Here is a 20,707-nt window from a genome sequence, read left to right as displayed (position 1 = left end):
ATAATGAGAAAGATGAAAAGAAAAGGTATATCAATAGCAATCTTATCGGTTGCATTGTTTATAGGTTCTTGTACAAACGACATTATAGAAGAGGAACCAAGAGGTGTATTCACTCCCGAGTTTTTCTCAACTGAACTTGGGGTTCAAGGGGGTTTAACATACTTGTACCAAAATTTAAGAAACGTATATGGGTTTGCCTATTTTTTGAACTTGGGCGAAACAGGTACAGATGAATATTGCGCTGGACAAAGTGCCGATAACAACTTTTATGACTTAGATCTTGCCGGAGAGGGTAATTTGAACCCTGGCAGCGGTTTCTCAGTTGGAACACTTTGGGGCAATGCCTTCCCAGCCATCAACACGGCCAGTGGAATTATTGAAAACGCTGATGCGGTAGGTTTAGATGCTTCTCTTATTGCTGAAGCTAAATTTTTCCGTGCCTTCAACTATTTTATGTTGGTACAGACCTATGGCGGTGTGCCATTGGATTTAGGGTCTGGGGAATTGGCATTCAACACTTCCGCAGTAAGAACTTCGGTTCGCAACACCGTACCAGAGGTATACACCAAAGCTATTTTCCCTGATTTGGTTGACGCGGTCAATGATTTGCCCGAAAGCCCTCGCTTAACAGGTACAGTAACCAAGAACGTGGCTAGATTGATTTTGGCCAAAGCATTTTTAACCTATGGATGGTGGTTAGAAAACCCTAATGGGATTCCAACGTATCCAGATACGCAAAGAACCGATCCAGATGGAAATGGTCCTTCCTATTATTTTCAGCAAGCCTATAACTATGCAGTTCAAGGTATAAACAACCCTGGGCCTTATAGCTTGCTTGACTATTTTTATGATGTTCATGTTGCCACAAACGATCGTCATGAAGAAATGATGCTTTATGCAGATCGTACCGAGGAAAGCCAGATTTACAATGGGGCAGATTTAGGATTTAGTGGAACAGATAACCCTGCCAACACCGCGGTATGGATGGTAACCTCCAACTACACCACAATTAGTGTGGATGGTGTTGCTGCAGTACAACGTGAGGCTGCCCAAAGCTACGGAAGACCTTGGACACGTATGGCTCCTACCATTGGCGCATTGACAGAAACATTTACCGATAAGGACATGGATTCCCGATACGATGGTACATTCGTAACCAGCTACAGAGGAAATTGGGACAAAGGAGGTGATGACACGCCTACCTTAACGGCTGCCAATGGATTGGAAATAGCGCCCGGTGATGCAGTAGTGTCTTTCTTGGATGAATACGATCCCGCTGTTGACTATAGCGTAAACGGAGGTAACATTGGGGGTGGACAAATTCCTGGAAGATCAGATTATGTCATCAACCTAAATGAAATCAACAGAAGATTTTACCCAGGTTTATGGAAGCTAGGAACATACCGTACCGATAATGCAGGTGGTTTGGGGTCACCCAATGGTGCACTTACACGTCCTTTCCCAATTGCTAAATTTTCTGAACTCTACCTCGTAGCCGCTGAAGCTGCCGTAAAAGGAGCATCAGGAGCTTTCACAGCCTATGATTTGGTCAATGTGCTTCGTGCCCGTGCCGGTATGTGGCGTTTTGATAATGGTGAACAAGAGGAACGCATAGAGGACAATAGTGCAGCCATGATGGCCGCTACACCAGCCATTATTGATATTGACTATATTTTGGCCGAGCGATCTAGAGAGTACTTTGGTGAAGGTCTAAGATGGTATGATTTGGTCCGTACCCAAAAATGGACAGAATACTCAAGTTCTTATGAAATTGCAGGGAACGATGCAACAGACCATAGTCCCACTGTAACAAATAGAACTATTGAGCCTTTTCATTACTTAAGACCAATACCACAGGGCCAAATAGATGATTTGGATATGACCGATGCCGAAAAAGACGCATACCAAAACCCTGGTTATTAAGAAGGCAAATTTTAATTAGTTTGAGTTAGTTAAGTTGCGTATGAAAGAGGCTGCCCATCTGGGCAGCCTCTTTTTATTACAAAGGGAAGGACAAAATAATATGCCTGTTTTTCGCTCAAAATCCCTATATTAAATACTATTCCAACAAGCATTAAAAATGAAGTACACGCCTAGATTCCATCCAGTATTTTTGCTTTTAATCTTATTGTGTTCCTGCACCCCCAAAAACGAGGTCAAAAAGAAAAAAGCCTCTGGTGATGCACTTTTCACCCTGCTTGGCAATGAACAGACAAACGTCCATTTTAAAAATTCAGTTACAGAAACAGCCGAATTCAACGTTTTAAAATATTACTACACCTACAACGGCGGTGGGGTTGCTATCGCAGATGTCAACAACGACGGACTGGATGATATCTATTTTACCTCCAACCAACAATCCAATAAACTATACCTTAACAAAGGGGATTTCAATTTTGAGGATGTCACCACAAATGCCAACGTAGAAGATTCAGATGGATGGACCACAGGAACTACCATGATAGACATCAACAACGACGGTTGGATGGACATCTATGTTTGTAAATCAGCTTCGCTGAACAACAATCTACTCCGTAGGAACAAGCTTTTTGTCAACCAACAAGACGGGACTTTTAAGGATGAAGCTGCAAAATGGGGTCTCGATGACGACGGATTTTCAACGCAATCCTACTTCTTTGACTACGATAAAGACGGGGATTTGGATATGTATCTCATTAATCACCGGGTGGATTTTCTTAACTCCATAAATCTTCAAGCCATATTGAACGACAAAGAGTTTTATCCCCAAACATCAGACCATCTCTACAGAAATGATGGCAACAAATTTACCGATGTCACCATCAACAGTGGTCTTATGAACAAAGAGTTCAGCCTTAGTGCCGCCATTGGGGATTACAACAATGACGGTTGGTTGGATGTGTTCGTGGCCAACGATTTCATCACCCCGGACAAACTCTACATCAATAACAAAAATGGCACATTTTCAAATCAAATAGACCAGCGGCTAAAACACATTTCCTACAGCAGCATGGGCTCGGACATTGCGGATATCAATAACGATCTTCTCCCGGATTTGATGGTTTTGGACATGTCCGCTGAAGACCACAGCCGAGGAAAACAGAACATGCCAAGTATGAATACGAGTGGGTTTTGGTACATCGTAAGGTCTGGTTACCATTTTCCATATATGTCCAATGTGCTCAACCTAAACAATGGGAACGGCTATTTCAGTGACATTGGCCAATTTGCCGGGGTATCTAAAACCGATTGGAGTTGGGGACCACTTCTTGCGGATTATGATGGCGATGGCCTCAAGGATATTTTCATCACCAACGGCATTAAACGCGAAATTGCAAACCAGGATTTCGGAAATTTCTTGGATACCGAACAAGAAGCCATCAAAAATATGTCCATTCAGCAGGTGTTGGATAGGATGCCTTCCGAAAAGCTCCAGAATTATGCATTTAAGAATGAAGGGGGGCTGGCATTCACCAAGACGACCAAGAATTGGGGTTTTGAACAAACCTTAAATTCCAATGGGGCCGCTTATGCCGATTTAGACAATGATGGGGACTTGGATTTGGTCATGAACAATCTAGATGATGAGGCAAGCATTTACCGCAACAATGCCACCAATAACTTTCTATCCATAAAGTTGATTGGAAATGAACGAAATAGAAATGCCATCGGGGCCAAAGTGAAGGTAATTACGGATACGAACATGCAATATCAAGAGCTGTTTTTGTCCAGAGGGTACCAATCGTCCGTTTCACCCACCCTAAATTTTGGTATCGGGGATCAAATGAATATCAAAAGGATAGAAATAACTTGGAGCGATGGGCGTATGACCGTGGATGAAAACATTACTGCCAACCAGACCCTAACCTTCAACCAAGAAGACTCCAAACCGAAAACAAACGAATTACAATATGCCTTTTCCAATAACTTCCAAAGGATAAATCCAGAAAATTTGGGAATCCCATACCGGCATCAAGAGAATGAATTCAATGATTTTTCAAAACAGGTACTTTTACCTCAAAAACAATCCCAGCCAGGACCAGCTTTTGATGTTGCTGACGTCAACAATGATGGTCTTCAAGACCTGTTTCTAGGAGGAGCCCTAAATCAACCAGGGAAATTTTATATCCAAAATAAGAATGGAACATTTGAGAACCTGAACCAATCAATTTTTGAAATGGATAGCATCTATGAGGATGTTGGGGCACACTTTTTTGATGCCGATAGTGATCAAGATTTAGATTTATATGTTACTAGTGGTGGCTACGAATTGGATGAGGGCAGCTCCCTACTCCAAGACAGATTATACTTGAATGATGGAAAAGGGAATTTCACCAAATCGGACCGGTTGCCACGATTCTTTTCCAATACAAAAGCCATTCAATCCTTTGACTATGATTCCGACGGAGATTTAGACCTATTTGTGGGCGGAACCATGATTCCCGGCAAATATCCACTGCCCTCACCATCCTATGTTTTGGAAAACACTGGGTCTCAATTCATCGATGTTACGGAATCGGTTGCTCCAAACTTCAAAAACTTGGGGATAATCAATGAGTTCTTATTCTCCGACTATGACCAGGATGGGGATAAGGATTTGGTGGTTGTTGGCGAATGGATGCCCATTACAATTTTTAACAATACCAATGGCTTTTTTTCCAAAACCGAACTAAAAGGTTTCGATGAAACCAGCGGTTGGTGGAGCACCATTGCCGAAATTGACTTTGACCAAGATGGCGATCTTGATTATTTTGTTGGAAATTTGGGTGGCAACAACAAGTTTCATCCATCGATTGAAAAGCCGCTGCATGTATACGGCACCAACCTTGGCGATGACAGTAATTATGACATGTTCCTTAGCAAGGATTACCATGGTCAACTCGTTCCAGTAAGAGGTAAGGAATGCTCCACCCAACAGAACCCATTTGTAAGCGAAAAGATTAAATCCTACAAGGAATTTGCCAATTCCACATTAGAAGACATCTATGGGAGCGCCGTATTGGACCAGTCCTATCACAAACAAGTCACTGAATTTGAATCCGTCTATCTTGAAAATAAGGGAAATGGAGACTTCAAAATAAAACATCTACCCAATTATGCCCAGTTAGGCCCTACCCTATCCTTTGTATTTGCTGATGTCAACAAAGATGGGAACATGGATGTTATCGGTGCAGGGGCCATCCATGAGGCCGAGGTGGAAACCGTGCGCTATGATGCCAACATTGGTTATGTTTTATTGGGTGATTCCAAAGGTGATTTTAAACCCTATAAAGACGTCAATTTTTACAACGACTTAAATGCGAAAAAAATGAAGCTGGTCAGCATCAAAAATGAGCCACACGTAGTCATCGCCAACAATGACCGCCCATTGACCATTTTCAAATTAAAATAACACCGATGATTTAGGGGTATTGGGACGAGTTGAATTTCCCGGATTACACAACAAAATCAGTCTTCGTATTAACCGAGAATACTTAAAAAAGAGGGATTGCTTAAAAAAACCGAATATTTTATCAAAAAAATCTACGCAATCGATTGCATCATAATGTTTATTGTGTATATTTACCATATTGGGATTTTTAGTCATGCTTTTTTGTCATAAACCAATTAATCACCAGTTCGAATTTAAAACTTCATAACATGACCAAATATTTCTTCAAATGCTTCTGTAGCGGTAATCCTATGGATTACTGATTCCAATAACTTTTGTATAACCCACATAATTGAACATAACATAAACTAACTAAAAAAACGAAAATCATGTCAAAAGCCTTAAAGTACCTAGGTAATTTTTTAACAGTCATGGCAATTGTTTTTGCCGTAAGTTGCTCGGAGGATGATTTTTCAGATTCCGTAGTAATGGTAAACAGTATTGAGTCAGAAAATTTCTATCCAGGTGATGAAGTAACTATGCAGGGCAGTAATTTTGATGAAGTCCTATTTGTGTTCTTAGGAAACAATCAGATTCCTTTTCAGCTAGATGGAGATGTGCTAACCTTTATGTTGCCCACCTCTGCTACCATAGGAGGGGCAAGAGTCACTTTGGTCATGCCTGATGGGTACGTAGTTGAACGAAATATCGATGTTGTTGCAAGACCATTTCCAATTATTACTGCGCTATCAACCAGTGCCGCTCCAGAAGGAGGAGAAGTAACTATTAAAGGAACTTCTTTGGACAATCTTATTTCAGTATCCATTGGGGAAATCGCAGCCAGTGTGGTTTCATCGACGGCAACCGAGTTGACCATTACTGTTCCCGCAGGTCTGGAGGAAAATTTAGAAGCCCCCATCACAGTTGTTACCTCTGGTGGAGAAGCAACAGCACCCGGTAAATTTTACGTAGGTGAAAATCTACTCCTAAACGGAGGATTTGAACTTGGGGATGGAGATGATTTTACAAATTGGTCAAAATTTAATGGCGGAGACGGAATGACAGCAACTACCGCTGACGGAGAGGCCTATTTTGGTAGATCCTTACGTGCTGTAGCTGTTGGTGGAGACGCATGGAGAACACAATTAGCGAGTGACGCCGCTCCAATGCAAGTTGGAGTTGAGTATACCTTGTCCATGTGGATAAAAGCACAACCCGGCTCTCCTGGAGTTGGTGGAAATGTGAGATTCTCCACAAATCCGGATGCGCTTTATAGTGGTAATTATGATATCACTGGTGAGTGGCAGCAAATTGAGTGGGTATTCACTGCCAATACCACACCGGCTAGAGCAGTCTTGGATTTAGGTGTTATAGCCAATGCCGTATATTTTGTTGACAACGTAACCTTGGTGGCTACAGGTCTTTCTGGACCTCAGCCCACTGAAATTTTGCTCAACGGAGGATTTGAAGAAGGAGACGGGGATGACTTTACCAACTGGAGTAAATTCAATGGAGCGGATTTGTTGACCGCTACAACTGCTGCCGATGAAGTCCGAAGTGGCGATAGGGCATTAAGGGCTGTTGGATTCGGAGGGGATGCATGGCGAACACAATTGGCAAGCGATCCAGTTCCCACTATAGATGGTGTGGAATATACCGCAAGTCTTTGGATTAAAGCCGCAGTAGGCCCAGGTGACGGTGGGGTCATTCGAATGTCCACCACAGGTAGTGGAGATGCCCAATACCAAGGTAACGTCACCGTGACCACCGAATGGCAGAAAGTTGAATGGATATTTACCGCAAATGGTACCACAACTGGCATTGTATTGGACTTAGGTGCTACTTTGGATGCTGTCTATTTTGTGGATGATGTTAGCCTTTTGCAACCACCACAAGAATAGTGGTACAATACATAACTGAACCTAAGAACGTGAAACACATTCTTATTACATAGCACTGAACAATTGCAAAAGGCTGTCTCATGAGACAGCCTTTTCTTTTATATTTAGTAAATAGTATCTCCAGATGGGATGGATCTCTAAAAATCGGTTATACATTTTCCTTTTTGCTGTATTGATTGGCTGTAGCGAATCTGATGTGCAAAAGAAAAAGACGTCAAACGCTTCCACTTTATTTTCATTGGTGCCCAACTCTCAAACCGGAATCAATTTTAAAAATGTAGTGAAGCAAGACATCGATTTTAACTACATCGAATATGTTTATGCCTTCAATGGAGCGGGAGTGGCCATAGGGGACATCAATAATGATGGCCTAGAGGATATCTATTTTACTTCCAACCAAAACTCCAATAAATTATACTTAAATCAGGGGGATTTTAAATTTCTTGACGCCACAAAAATTGCTGGGCTTGAAGATAGCGAAGGCTGGTCAACCGGTGCAACCATGGTAGACATCAATAATGATGGTTGGTTGGACATCTATGTATGCAAATCAGCATCTTTACGCAATGATGAACTGCGTAGAAACAAACTTTTCATCAACCAGAAAGATGGAACCTTTAAAAATGAAGCCAAAAAATGGGGATTGGACCAAAACGGATTTTCCATTCAGTCGTATTTTTTTGATTATGACAACGATGGGGACTTGGATATGTATTTGGTGAACCATCGTCCTGATTTTGGCCAAAGCAACAGGATTGAAGACAAGGCACAACGGGAATATTTCAGGGAAACATCAGACCATTTATTCAGAAATGATGGCAATACGTTTGCTGATATTACCCTCCAGGCCAAAATTCAAAACAAAGAATGGGGGCTGAGCGCTTCAATAGGAGATTACAACAATGATGGTTGGCTTGATATCTATGTGGCAAATGATTTCATCAATCCTGATTATTTATATATAAATAATCAGGACGGAACGTTTTCAGACCAAATAAATACCCGATTTAAGCATATTCCCTACAACGGTATGGGCTCAGATTATGCGGACATTAACAATGACCTTTTGCCCGATTTGATTGTGTTGGACATGTTAGCCGAAGATCACAGGCGTGGGAAGGAAAATATGGCCTCGATGAACACCGAAGGCTTTTGGAAAATGGTGGAGGCAGGCTACCAATATTCCTATATGGCCAATACGCTTCAATTGAACAATGGCAACGGCACTTTTAGTGATATAGGTCAATTGGCCGGTATATCAAAAACCGATTGGAGTTGGGCGCCCCTTATTGCCGATTTTGATAACGATGGCTATAAAGACATTTTTGTTTCCAACGGAATAGAACGGGAACTCGGAAATCAAGATTATAAAAAGGAATCCGTACGGCAGCAACAGGAAAAAGGGGCAATGACGGTTCAGGAGATGATGAACATTATGCCCTCTGAAAAAATTGCTAATTACATCTATAGAAACAATGGCGATTTTACGTTTGAAAAAATGACGGATGGCTGGGGTCTGGGCAAGAAAGTGAACACCAATGGGGTTGCCTATGCCGACCTCGACAACGATGGGGACTTGGATTTGGTCATGAACAACATGTCTGATGAAGCCACTGTGTACCAAAATAATTCCATCAACAATTACATAAACATTAAGCTCATTGGTGCCGAAAACAATAGAAATGCGGTTGGCGCCAAGGTCAAGGTCTATTCCAAGGAAAAAACGCAGTATCAAGAATTGTTCCCGTCCCGGGGATACCAATCATCCATGGGATATCAACTCAATTTTGGGTTGGGTGATGAAGAAATTGTTGATCGCATCGAGGTCATCTGGGGCGATAATTCGGTGTTGGCCATGGATAATGTAAAGGTGAATCAGACCCTTATTTTCGATAAAAAGGACTTTAAGTTTGATGGTGTATTTCCTGAGCAAGTGACTCAAAATTTCACTAGTGCCGACCCCGGCAGTTTGGGAATCTCATACCATCACCAAGAGAATAGTTTTAATGATTTTGATTTACAAACCTTGCTTCCGCAAAAGCAATCCCAAAAAGGTCCGGCACTATCCGTCGCAGATGTCAACGGGGACGGACTGGAGGATTTTTTTGTTGGTGGCGCCTTGAATCAACCTGGTGAAATATACCTTCAAACCCAAGATGGTAAATTCATTAAATCCAATGTAGCCTTGTTTTCAGGAGAACGAAAATATGAAGACATCACTTCACTGTTCTTTGATGCCGATGGCGATGGCGATTTGGATTTGTATGTGGGGAGTGGTGGGTATGAAATCGGAGGAAACAATCCCTGGCTTCAAGATAGAATGTACACGAATGATGGAAAAGGGAACTTTTCCAAATCCAAAAAACTTCCCAAAATGTTGGGTGTCACAAAGGCTATTACAGCTAATGATATTGATGGCGACGGAGACTTGGATTTGGTCATTGGCGGACATGTAATTCCCGGAAAGTACCCCCTTTCCTCCAAGACCTATTTCCTCAAAAACGAAAATGGAAACTTTCTGGATGCAACCGATGAACTGGCTCCAGAGCTAGCGGAAATCGGAATAATAAACGGTTTGCTCTTCACGGATTATGATGGGGATGGGGACAAGGATTTGGCTGTTGTTGGGGAATGGTTTCCCATTACTTTTTTTAACAACCAAAATGGAAAATTCACAAAAGCATCCATTGCCGAATTGAATCAAACTGAGGGCTGGTGGAACACGATAACAGAAGTAGACTTAGATAAGGATGGCTTGATGGATTATTTGGTGGGCAACTTGGGCGATAACAACAAGTTCCACCCCACCAAAGAAAAACCGCTCCATATCTATTCCACCAATTTTGATGAAGATGGCAAGTACGATATGGTATTGAGCAAGTACTACAAAGGGAATCTGGTTCCCGTTCGGGGCAAGGAATGTTCCACGGAGCAAAATTCGTTTGTGAGTGAAAAAATCCAGACCTATAAAGAGTTTGCCAACTCCACTTTGATTGACATCTACGGAGAAGAGGAATTGAATGCCGCCTACCACAAACAAGCGCATGAATTTGGAAGTGTGTATTTAAAAAATAAGGGCAATGGCATGTTTGAAGTCCAAAAGTTACCTACAACAGCTCAATTTGGGCCGACCATGGCTTTTGAAGTGATCGATATTAATTCAGATGGTCATTTGGATGTTCTTGGCGTTGGAAATATTTACGAAGCCGAAGTGGAAACCATCCGATATGATGCCAATACGGGTTACATCCTTTTAGGAGATTCCAAAGGAAACCTAATCCCCTACTCCGAAAATAGCTTTTTTACCCAAGACAACGTGAAAGACATGAAAAAAATCACCATTGGTGGCGAAGAGTGCTATTTAATTGCCAATAACAACGAAGCTTTGTCCATTTTTAAAAGAAGAAAGGGCTAGTGATGTTGGTGACCCTCCATTTTTCCTTTAAATGAAAATTGGGGAAGATTACGTTTTTGAATATCCCCTCCCTCTACAATATGAATGGTTTGGTTCACGGCAACTTGGTTGAAAATGGAAACGGGCTTGGAATGATGCGGCCATTTAATCTCCATTTTTTTGATGATTGAAGCCTGCCCCAAACCAATCTCGGCCATTACACTGTTACCCCCAAAACTCGCACCGGAGTCCACGGTATTGTAAATTTTGCGTTCCCTTTTGTTTTCTTCAATGGTAATAATGATCTTGGCTCCAATCGCAGAACGATTGCTTTGCTTCCCTTCTAAAACTATATTTATCCAGTTATTTTTATTACCGATGGGATTTTCAAAAAGTAGGTTCCGGAACACATCCCCTTCCACCGCTCCGCCCATTACGGCATAAATATCTTGGTCGCCATCCATGTCAATATCCCCAAAACCAATGGCATGTCCTTTTTGAATGTGTCCAAAACCACCGCTGTAGGTGACATCTTCAAAGCTTTTTCCACGCACATTTCGGTACATTTTGTTCGGAACAATGGAGAAGAAATCAGGATCTCCCGTTGCCAAATAAAAGTCTAGAAAGCCATCGTTGTCCAAGTCCCCAAAATTACAGCCCATGGTGGCAACGGGCTCAGTTAAATTGGCCTTTAAGGATACTTCCGTGAAGGTATTGTCCCCATTATTTTCATATAAAAGTGGTCGATATTCGGAGGTGTTGGTCTTGAGATTCCGAAGGAGCATTTCGGACGGCAGTACTTCCGAAGAAGAATAGCCCGAAACAAAAATATCCTCCAAACCATCATTGTTATAATCAAAAAACCACGTAGGGAAACTCAATTTTGGTTCCGTAACCCCAGCACTTTCATCTGCGATTTTAAAAGAAGGCTTTCCGGTTTCTTTTGTGGTGTTGATGTACAAGGTGTTTAAGCCATCATAATCGGATAAATACAAATCGGGGTACAAGTCGTTATTGACATCACCACTCGCCACCCCTTTAAAAAAACCAGGGACGGTAATTCCCGCTTCTTTGGCTATGTTTTGGAATGTGCCATCGCCATTGTTCAAAAACAACTCGCAAAAGCTTTGCTTTGCTTCGGACCATTCGTTGGCAATGAACAAATCCAGCCACCCATCCAAGTTTACATCAGTCCAAACGGCGGTCTGTGTGGGATTTAAGGAATATACTCCAGCGGCCTTGGTCACATCCGTAAAGGTGCCATCGCCGTTATTGTGCATCAAAGAGTTGGGAATACTACCAAAAATGGACAACCACGCGCCTCTTAAGATCATAAAATCCATATGCCCGTCATTGTCGTAATCGGCATGTCGTAAATTCAGGCCACCCGTAACACCTTCCAAACCAGCGTCACTGGTTTTATCGGAAAAACCTCCCCTTCCGTCATTTTCAAAATACTTGATTTGATCATTCAAGCCCCAAGAAGAAGCAATGATGTCCAAATAGCCATCGCCATTAAAATCATCCACACAAGTGCCCCCAGACAATTGGTTGACATCCACACCCAAATCCATTGCGATATCTGTAAAGTGGGTAATCTCGGCATCATTGGAAAAATGGGACTCCGGAATTCTAAATTTACTCGGAACTTTTTCCGGATATTGACCCAATGTCATATTGGCTATGTTCAATAAATATTGACATTCCAAATCATTGGGGTTGATGGTAAGTAACTCATTCAACAGCAGAATGGATTGCTGTGCACCTTCCTTTAGAACATGCTGCGCTTTTGGGCTTATGGGTATGATACACGATTCATTGGTATGGTTTGCAATGCAATTGTCCTGCTCGGCTTTTCGCATGTAGGCAATGGCCAACTGCTTTTTGATGTAGAAGATCAATTCATCTTTAGATGGAACATTTATGCGTTCCACCTGATGCAATACATCGGTTAAAACGGCAATGGATTTCTCCGTTTGACCCGCGTTCAATAGCTCAAGTCCATACGTGAAAAGCAGATTCAGCTGTTCATTTCCCTGGGCAGATTTTAGTTTATTTTCTAAAAGAGAAACCTTTCTGTTATTGAAAATATAGGGTACATTCTCGATGTTGATGGCCGCAACTCTTTGTTGGATGTCGTTGATCATCTCCTGAGTTGTATTCTTCTTATTTTCAGGAATGGGATTGGCATCAACATCCGTGTTGGAAGGATTGTTTTTCTCGGAGTTATTACAACTACAGCATAGCAAGGCCAAGCAAGTCATAATTTGGAAAATGCTTCCCCGTCTATAACCAAACCAGCTTCTGTAATTTCGATAGCCCATCACCAATTTGCTACTATTCAACACTTTAGTCAGTTACAAAAGTAGTAATGCTATTGGGGGGCAACAAATATAAAAATGCATCGATGCTTGATTCAATCTCAACGGACTCTTGAACCTCTAGGTTTTTGGTAGCGCTGGTGATGTAAGGCGTAACACTGGTGTTGTTCGTTCCTGTGATCACAAACTGTTGTTCTTTGTTTTGGGCTGATTCGTTTATCGCGACAACCACAGTTTTTCCCTCACCAGAATAGGCACTGACAAATACATCTGTTTGCGGGTTTTCTTCTGCATCGATTCTTGTATAACCAGGTCGAATGAACTTTGAAAAGTTGGACATCACATACCCTCTCTTTGTAACGGTTCCATTTCCTGTACCTTCTTCTCCATCGCCAATGAACCCATAATATCGTTTGCCGTACCACCAGATGTAGGCACTATATTGACCAACTACCATGCAGTTATGAATCTCTTTCCCAACCAGCAGGGCATCGGGCCATAAATTTGCGCTTCTGTCACTAGTTGTGTAGTGTTCGGTCATCCATAGTTCTTTCTCTTTTTCGAGAGCCAAAGGATATGGATAATCTTGAACTTGTGTCCCATAAATGTGTCCCCCTACAATATCAACATTGTCCACTGCCTGTGGGTCATTCAGCATTAAATCGGTGTGTTCATGCCTAAATTGAAAGGATTCTGGGGATATAACTTTCGTATTGGTAATCAATTGCCCATAGTCCCGCACAAAATCCCGCACTTGGGCCGCTGTCCAATCACAGGATTCATAACTTACCTGATAATCCCCTTCATTTTGAATACCGATTGCCTCAAGAGGAGCCCCATTTGTTTCCATATATGCTGCAAAATCATTTAAATAATTTGCGAAGTCCTCATAAGATTCTGGTTTTAACGATCCACTGACCAAATCGCTATTGGTCTTCATTTCAGCAGGTGGACTCCATGGCGTCGCCATAATTTTGGCACCTCTGGCAGTTGCAAGTTGTGCGTGTTCCAGCTCAATGCCTCTTGCAAAATCATCAGTAGCTACTCGAATTCTCAAGATTGATAGACCAATCTGCCCTTGGCCAGTTCCAAATAATTTATCCATATCTGAAGCGCCCAATGGACTATCCAGTCTAAATACGGTCGCTGCACCAAAACCACTAATGTTTTGTTCAACATCTGCCGGTGAAATTGTAGCGGCATCTGACTGTAACACGGTTGGGTCCGTTGGGTCTGGTAATGGGGTAGGGCCGCCAACCTCATTCGTGTCATTGCTGCTACAATTGATATTTAGGATAACAATTAGGATTGTTATAAGCTGTTTAATTTTTCTCATCTTCTTGTTTAGTTTTCGTGTTCGAATCAAAAATTACCCTCGGTAATCTTATCAGATTTGGGCAATGATTTTCGTAAGATTAGTGATTTTAAATTGATCCTCAAAAAAATTATGCAACCGATTGCATTTACAAAATATTGTGTATCTTTAAATCATTTAAATAAATAGAAGAGATATTCTCAAAAAATGTACTCAATAGTTGCATTTGAAACATAAAATAATTCAACGCATAGTTGACGAGGTTGTAATTTCGGCGAGGACCGCTTTGCTTTTGGCAGGCGGTTTTCTTACTTTATTACAAAAGAAAATATGTAGTGAATCTGAATATCTCACAACTTAAAACTATAAGATGAACACCTTTAAGGGAACAAAAGTCCTTTTCATTGCAATATCCATCTTGCTTGGTACTGCTTGCAGTCAATTGCTTGATACAACCCAAAACCCCAGAGAACACATTTCAATCAATCAAGATTGGAGATTTTTTAAATATGAATCTTCTACAGTTGCTGATGACTTATATTATGACGTCCGTCCAGAAGTAACAAATGTTAACGACTCAAAAGCTGCCGATACGCCTGCAACGGAAGCAGAGAAATTAAGAGCATCGGAAAAAGTATTGAAACCATATATTTTACCAACTACAAATGCTTTTATAAAGGATAAATCAACTCATCACATAAGGCCTGAGGGAAATCCTGGCATGGATTTTCCGTTTGTGCAAGGCACTTTTGATGACAATGACTGGGAAAAAGTTACTATCCCTCACGATTGGGCCATAAAAGGGCCTTTTCAAGAAGGTGAAAATGCTGAAGTCACTGGCGGAATGGGCCGCTTGCCGAGCAATGGAGTTGCTTGGTATCGTAAAAAAATTGATATTACAAACGCTGATGAAAACAAGTCGGTTTTTTTAGATGTAGATGGAATCATGTCGTATGCCATGGTTTGGCTAAATGGCAATTTAGTGGGTGGTTGGCCCTACGGATATAATTCATGGCGGTTGGATTTAACGCCCTATCTTAATTTTGAAGGTGATAATCAATTGGCCATTCGTGTGGATAATCCCAACCATTCTGCACGTTGGTACCCAGGAGCAGGCATTTATCGCAATATTTGGTTGACCAAGACCCATAAAGTGCATATAGCACATTGGGGAACAACAGTTTCAACCCACAATGTTTCAGATGATTCCGCGACAGTGGATTTTTCTGTTTCCGTGGACAATGATTCTGAAACAAGTGCCGAAATTGATGTGGTTACCGAAATTTATGCCTTGGAGGATAGTGTATCGGTGGTTGCATTGCTGCCAAAAGAGACGTTGACAATAGCTTCGGGAAAATCAAAAAAAATATCTGGTAGAACAACCCTTAAAAACCCCAAACTATGGGGCCCTCCTCCAACACAAACACCCCACTTATATAAGGCCATTACCACGATTTCAAATAATGGAAAAGTAATCGATTCATACGAAACCTCATTTGGAATTCGGTCCTTGGAGTTTAACCCAAATCAAGGTGTCTTGGTAAATGGAGAACTCGTTAAAATAAAAGGTGTCAATGAACATCACGATTTGGGTGCATTGGGTGCTGCATTTAATGTTCGCGCCGCAGAACGCAAATTGGAAATCTTAAAAGAAATGGGGTGTAACGCCATCCGAATGGCACATAATCCGCCAGCACAGGAATTGTTGGATTTATGTGATAAAATGGGCTTTTTGGTCATTGATGAAGTTTTCGATTCCTGGGAACGCAAAAAAACGCCACACGATTTTCATTTAATTTTTCCAGATTGGTATGAAGCCGATGCACGGGCAATGGTGCGCCGCGATAAAAATCACCCATCCATAATCATGTGGAGTTACGGCAATGAAGTGGGCGAGCAATACACTGATGAAGAGGGCGCCGACATAGGAAGAAAATTAGTTGAAATAATCAAAGACGAAGACCCAACACGTTTAACGACAAGCGCCATGAATTGGGCAAAATCCGATATGCCATTTCCAACGGTTATGGATGTGATCAGTTTCAATTATCAAGGTGAGGGTATCCGACAAGACCCAGTTTTCGATACGGTTACAAATCGCATAAAGACCAAGCCACAATATGGACCTTTCCATGAAAAATTTCCCGATAAAGTGATTTTGAGTAGCGAAACAGCTTCTGCAGCCAGTAGTCGAGGAATCTATTTGTTTCCTGTAACGGATAAAACAAGTGCCCCAATGTTAAACGGAAATGGCAAGGATGATCGTATTTCGCAAGTAAGTGCGTATGAACTGTATGCCGTGGATTTTGGATCTTCGGCAGATAAGGTTTTTGCTTCACTCGATAAACATCCCTATTCGGCGGGAGAGTTTGTTTGGACCGGATTTGATTATTTGGGCGAACCTACCCCCTACTATGATTGTAGAAGCTCCTATAACGGCATTATTGATTTGGCAGGTTTTCCCAAAGATAGGTACTACCTGTACCAAGCCCGTTGGCGGCCCGATTTACCCATGGTGCATATTTTACCCCACTGGAACTGGCCAGGCCGAGTTGGCAAGGTTACTCCTGTACATGTGTTCACTTCTGGTGATGAGGTTGAATTATTTCTAAATGGTACATCACTTGGAAAAAAGAAAAAAGGGGAATTTGAATATCGGTTACGATGGGATGATGTACTATATCAACCAGGGGAATTAAAGGCAATTTCCTATAAAAACGGAGAAGTTTGGGCCGAGGAAACTGTAAAAACTACTGGTGTTCCAGCAAAACTAGAAGTAGAGGTAGATAGAAATACCATTAATTCCGATGGCTTGGATTTGGCCTACATAACTGTAAGGGTGCTGGATGAGGATGGAAATTTTGTGGCCAATGCTGAAAATGAAATTGAATTCAGCGTTGATGGTCCAGGAACGTTAAGTGCTACCGATAATGGAAACCCATGCGATATGACCGAATTTCCTTCACCAAAAAGAAATGCCTTTAGCGGAATGGTATTAGGGATTGTAAAATCAAAAGAGGGCCAGCCCGGCACGATTAAGGTAAAGGCAACTTCAGATGGATTGGAATTGGCTACCATTGAAATTGAGAGCAACTAAATTTATTTCCCTCTCAAAAAAACATCCATTTAATGAGGTAATGCATCATTGGAAGAGGTAGCATAAAGTCCCAATAAACAGCCTGTAAACCCACCTGCAACATCTGTTGATAGAATATCACCGGACACGGTTGGTCCCAATTTTTGCAACGCTCCATCTCCCAAGGCATAGGTAAACTCATATTTATCCCCATTGGCCGAAATTTCAAGTTTGATGGTATCCTCCAAGTCAATTTTAGCGCTGGCCACTATTTCTGAGATGATTTCTCCCTGCCGGTTGGGCCATTTGTTTTTCTGAAGTACAATGTAGAAGTCCTTATCCTTTTTGGTTATGCCAAACACATAGTTTGAACCTTCATTTTGCAGTGCTACGACTCCGGCCAAATCTTTTTCTGACTTAGGCTGATACTTCAGCGTGGTGGTAAATGAAAAGCTATTGTGCTGTTGCCTATAAAACAAGGTGGAGGTCGCTTTTGTTTCTTTGATATTGGTATCAAAAGGTGTTATTCTCAGGCCTTTATCCATTTGAGAAATGAACGCCTCGCGAGGACCTCGCAGACCAATCCATCGATAATCGAGTTTTTCAGAAGAAAAATCATCGGTGAACACAAAATTACCGTTCGGGAAAAACCCTTCTTGACCTGTTTTGTTCTTTACTCCATTTGGCAGTTGCAGTTTGGGCTCCATGGGAACCAAACCATTTTCAAAAACGGGAAACTCCCCAGACCAATCCACGGGTAAAATAAAAGTTTCACGACCGGTGTTAACGCGGTTTTCTTCATTGGGGCGAACGGCCAAGAAAACGCCATAATATTGATTACCCTCAAACTGCACCAAATCCGCATGCCCAGCCCAATCTACCTTATTCTCCCGATTCTTTGGAAAATACCGTTGGGTAAGGATGGGATTGCTTGGGGCTGGTATAAAGGGTCCAGTGGGTTTGTCGCTTTTAAAAATCACCTCGCTATGCCATCCGCCTGTACCTCCTTCGGCACACATTAAATAGTAAGAGCCATCCTTTTTGTACAGGTGTGGGGCTTCAATCCAAATTGGTTTTTCTGAAAGGTCCACGCCCCCATCAACAATGATCTTATCTGTTCCTTGTATGACATCATCCTTTTCCATATCATACTCCCAAACCTTTATGACCCGGTGCCCGTTATATAGTTCCTTACCTGGGTCCGGGGCATCATTGTGCACTACATAGGCCTTGCCATCATCATCAAAAAACAGGGAGGGATCAATACCATTGAAACTAAGTTTATAAGGTTCACTCCAACCTTTCATAGGGTCTTGGGTTTTTACAACAATATTTCCCAATCCATTCACCACGGTTGTGATCATATAGAAGGTGTCATTTTTAGGATTGTAGGTGATGCCCGGGGCATAAACCCCACGACTTATCCCTAAATCACTGACATCCAATTGTGAAACCCGATCTAATACGTGTCCAATTTGCGTCCAGTTGACCAAATCTTTTGAAAGGAAAATGGGCACTCCCGGAAACATGGCAAACGAAGAGCAAACCATATAATAATCATCGCCTTTTTTGGTTATGGCCGGATCCGGATAACAGCCTTGAAGGATGGGGTTGTAAAACTCATTTTCGGTCAATGGATTATCTTGATAAATCTTATCATTTCCTTGATACGTGAATTCCGAAAAAATGGGGGCCTTAGCTTTGGATTTCCTTCCTTGACCAATACCATGAAAAGAAAATACCAACAGGGCCAAAGCCAATACGATTTGACCTTTATTTAATCTATGTTGTTTGAATAGTTTTATTCTCATTTTTTACTTCTTTTCGTAATTCAAGAATTCATTGGCCCAAGGGATAAAATGTTTCATATTGGGCCAATCGGTATGTCCGCCATCGTGTTGGCGCCATGCCAATTCGCCATCCAACATATCAGTATTGTAGGGCGGCATTTCTTCCTTTAAATAATCATTGGAAACACCAAGGTCCTTTGCGCCCAATAATGTAAAGACTTCGCCTGCCGCAATGGTGGCCATATAGCTTCCTTTTTGGTCCAGCCAAAGCGCATCTCCCTGCTCGGGAATGCCATAGCTGATAAATGTGGGTCTTGGTGCACAGAGTGCAATCAACTCATGGGAATCCACGGGAAGATCACACCCTGTTTTGCTACCAAAACTTGCCTCGGCTGCGCCATATTTTAAATAATTTCCTGCCATCCAATGACTCTCACCCACTCCGGTCAGACTTTCAACAGCCTCGCCAAAAACTCTACGGTGCAATGTGGCTCCACCCTTTCCGGAAGAACCTATCAATCCAACGGCAAAACGTTTTTCAAAAGCAAGGGTCACCAAAGCTGCTTTACCATATCGGGAAACACCTTCAATCCCCACTTTGGTGGCATCCACCAGAGGGTCGGTCTCCAAATAATCCAAGGTACGGGCTGCTCCCCAGGCCCAAGCTCTCAAGGATCCCCAATCATCAGGTTTACGTGGCTGCCCTTTGTTCACCAACCCGATAATGCCGTGCGTTAACCCAGCCGAATTATCAGCTTGGATACTTGATGGGTCCAGCGTGACATACCCCCAGCCTGCATTCAACAATTGCTCTGTAGAGGGAAGGTCACCTTCGGGCATGGGTTCCCAAAAATTGGGTCCCGGTAATCTTGTGATTGGGCTGTAAGCTGGATATTTATCAAATATTGACTTTAGCTTAGGATCGTGCTTGATCATCAATTCTTTAAAAGAATTATTCAGGGTTTCCATATCTTCTTGTGATGGCTGCGCTGGAGCAGGAAATGAGGGTCTTCCGAACATAATCAATACGGGAACGGGTCCTTGAACATTGGCAGGAACCACCAACATGGCATTGATATCCACATTGATAGCAGGATAAGAACTGTTATCCACATGCCCCACCAATTGTTTTACAACAACGGGTGTCCTGCGTACAAACTCCTTGTCTTCCACTTTTACCGTCCATGTAACAGCCGGAATGTTTTTTGGTAATCGGCCATACACCTCCCGCTCAAAATCCTCAACAATTTCTGGACGACGCGTATCCCACCAATCATCCGCATCCTTGACTTTCTTTCCTTTATTGGTTACCAAAACCTCTGGTAATTCTGGACAAGGGTTCGCAATGGATTCATCATAATTTGCTGCATTGGGTGCTGTTGGGTCGCCACTTGGGCCAGGGCGCAACACTGTAATACCCAATTGCTTCATCATATTATCGTGATTCACTTTTCCATGTTGGTAAATGCTGTCCCGCTCTTCCTGAGTTAGAAAAAACTGGGCATTTGCACAGAAACTGGTCAGTGCAAAAATTAAAACGAAGTAATGCGATGCTTTCAT

General features: G+C 42.1%; 9 protein-coding genes. 5 read left to right on the top strand and 4 right to left on the bottom strand.

What is annotated here, in order from left to right:
* Positions 1 to 12: 12 nt before the first annotated feature.
* The 4 genes from ACFSJE_RS11850 to ACFSJE_RS11835 all read left to right on the top strand — a co-directional run bounded on the left by ACFSJE_RS11850 (position 13) and on the right by ACFSJE_RS11835 (position 10,666).
* Positions 13 to 1,923: a RagB/SusD family nutrient uptake outer membrane protein gene (locus tag ACFSJE_RS11850; RefSeq protein ID WP_379831564.1), complete on the top strand. Its 1,911-nt coding sequence runs from the start codon at positions 13 to 15 to the stop codon at positions 1,921 to 1,923.
* Between the two features lie 157 nt (positions 1,924 to 2,080).
* Positions 2,081 to 5,371: a VCBS repeat-containing protein gene (locus ACFSJE_RS11845; RefSeq protein ID WP_379831181.1), complete on the top strand. Its 3,291-nt coding sequence runs from the start codon at positions 2,081 to 2,083 to the stop codon at positions 5,369 to 5,371.
* A 368-nt stretch (positions 5,372 to 5,739) separates the two neighbouring features.
* Positions 5,740 to 7,251: a carbohydrate binding domain-containing protein gene (locus ACFSJE_RS11840; protein WP_379831180.1), complete on the top strand. Its 1,512-nt coding sequence runs from the start codon at positions 5,740 to 5,742 to the stop codon at positions 7,249 to 7,251.
* A gap of 124 nt (positions 7,252 to 7,375) precedes the next feature.
* Entirely contained in the window at positions 7,376 to 10,666 is a 3,291-nt protein-coding gene (locus ACFSJE_RS11835; protein WP_379831179.1) for a VCBS repeat-containing protein, read from the top strand.
* On the opposite strand, the gene ACFSJE_RS11830 is transcribed toward ACFSJE_RS11835, so the two are convergent.
* Complete coding sequence (locus tag ACFSJE_RS11830) at positions 10,663 to 12,909, bottom strand: CRTAC1 family protein (protein ID WP_379831178.1); 2,247 nt, start codon at positions 12,907 to 12,909, stop codon at positions 10,663 to 10,665. The two genes, ACFSJE_RS11835 and ACFSJE_RS11830, sit on opposite strands and share 4 nt — an antisense overlap.
* Positions 12,910 to 12,994: 85 nt before the next feature.
* On the bottom strand, positions 12,995 to 14,302 hold the full coding sequence (locus ACFSJE_RS11825) for a glycoside hydrolase (protein ID WP_379831177.1): 1,308 nt from the start codon (positions 14,300 to 14,302) through the stop codon (positions 12,995 to 12,997).
* A gap of 349 nt (positions 14,303 to 14,651) precedes the next feature.
* Here ACFSJE_RS11825 and galB point away from each other — a divergent pair, with 349 nt between their 5' ends.
* Positions 14,652 to 17,378, top strand: a complete 2,727-nt coding sequence (galB, locus tag ACFSJE_RS11820) for a beta-galactosidase GalB (RefSeq protein WP_379831176.1) — start codon at positions 14,652 to 14,654, stop codon at positions 17,376 to 17,378.
* A 29-nt stretch (positions 17,379 to 17,407) separates the two neighbouring features.
* Here the strand turns inward: galB and ACFSJE_RS11815 are convergent, their stop codons facing one another.
* Positions 17,408 to 19,168, bottom strand: coding sequence for a glycoside hydrolase family 43 protein (locus ACFSJE_RS11815; protein WP_379831175.1), 1,761 nt, complete (start codon positions 19,166 to 19,168; stop codon positions 17,408 to 17,410).
* A 3-nt stretch (positions 19,169 to 19,171) separates the two neighbouring features.
* Positions 19,172 to 20,707, bottom strand: a complete 1,536-nt coding sequence (locus ACFSJE_RS11810; RefSeq protein WP_379831174.1) for a glucuronyl esterase domain-containing protein — start codon at positions 20,705 to 20,707, stop codon at positions 19,172 to 19,174.

It is taken from the genome of Flagellimonas iocasae (assembly GCF_042682725.1).
GTDB lineage: Bacteria > Bacteroidota > Bacteroidia > Flavobacteriales > Flavobacteriaceae > Flagellimonas > Flagellimonas iocasae.
The sequence above is the reverse complement of the archived record's forward strand: the minus strand, read 5'-3'. Positions and strand labels throughout refer to the sequence as shown.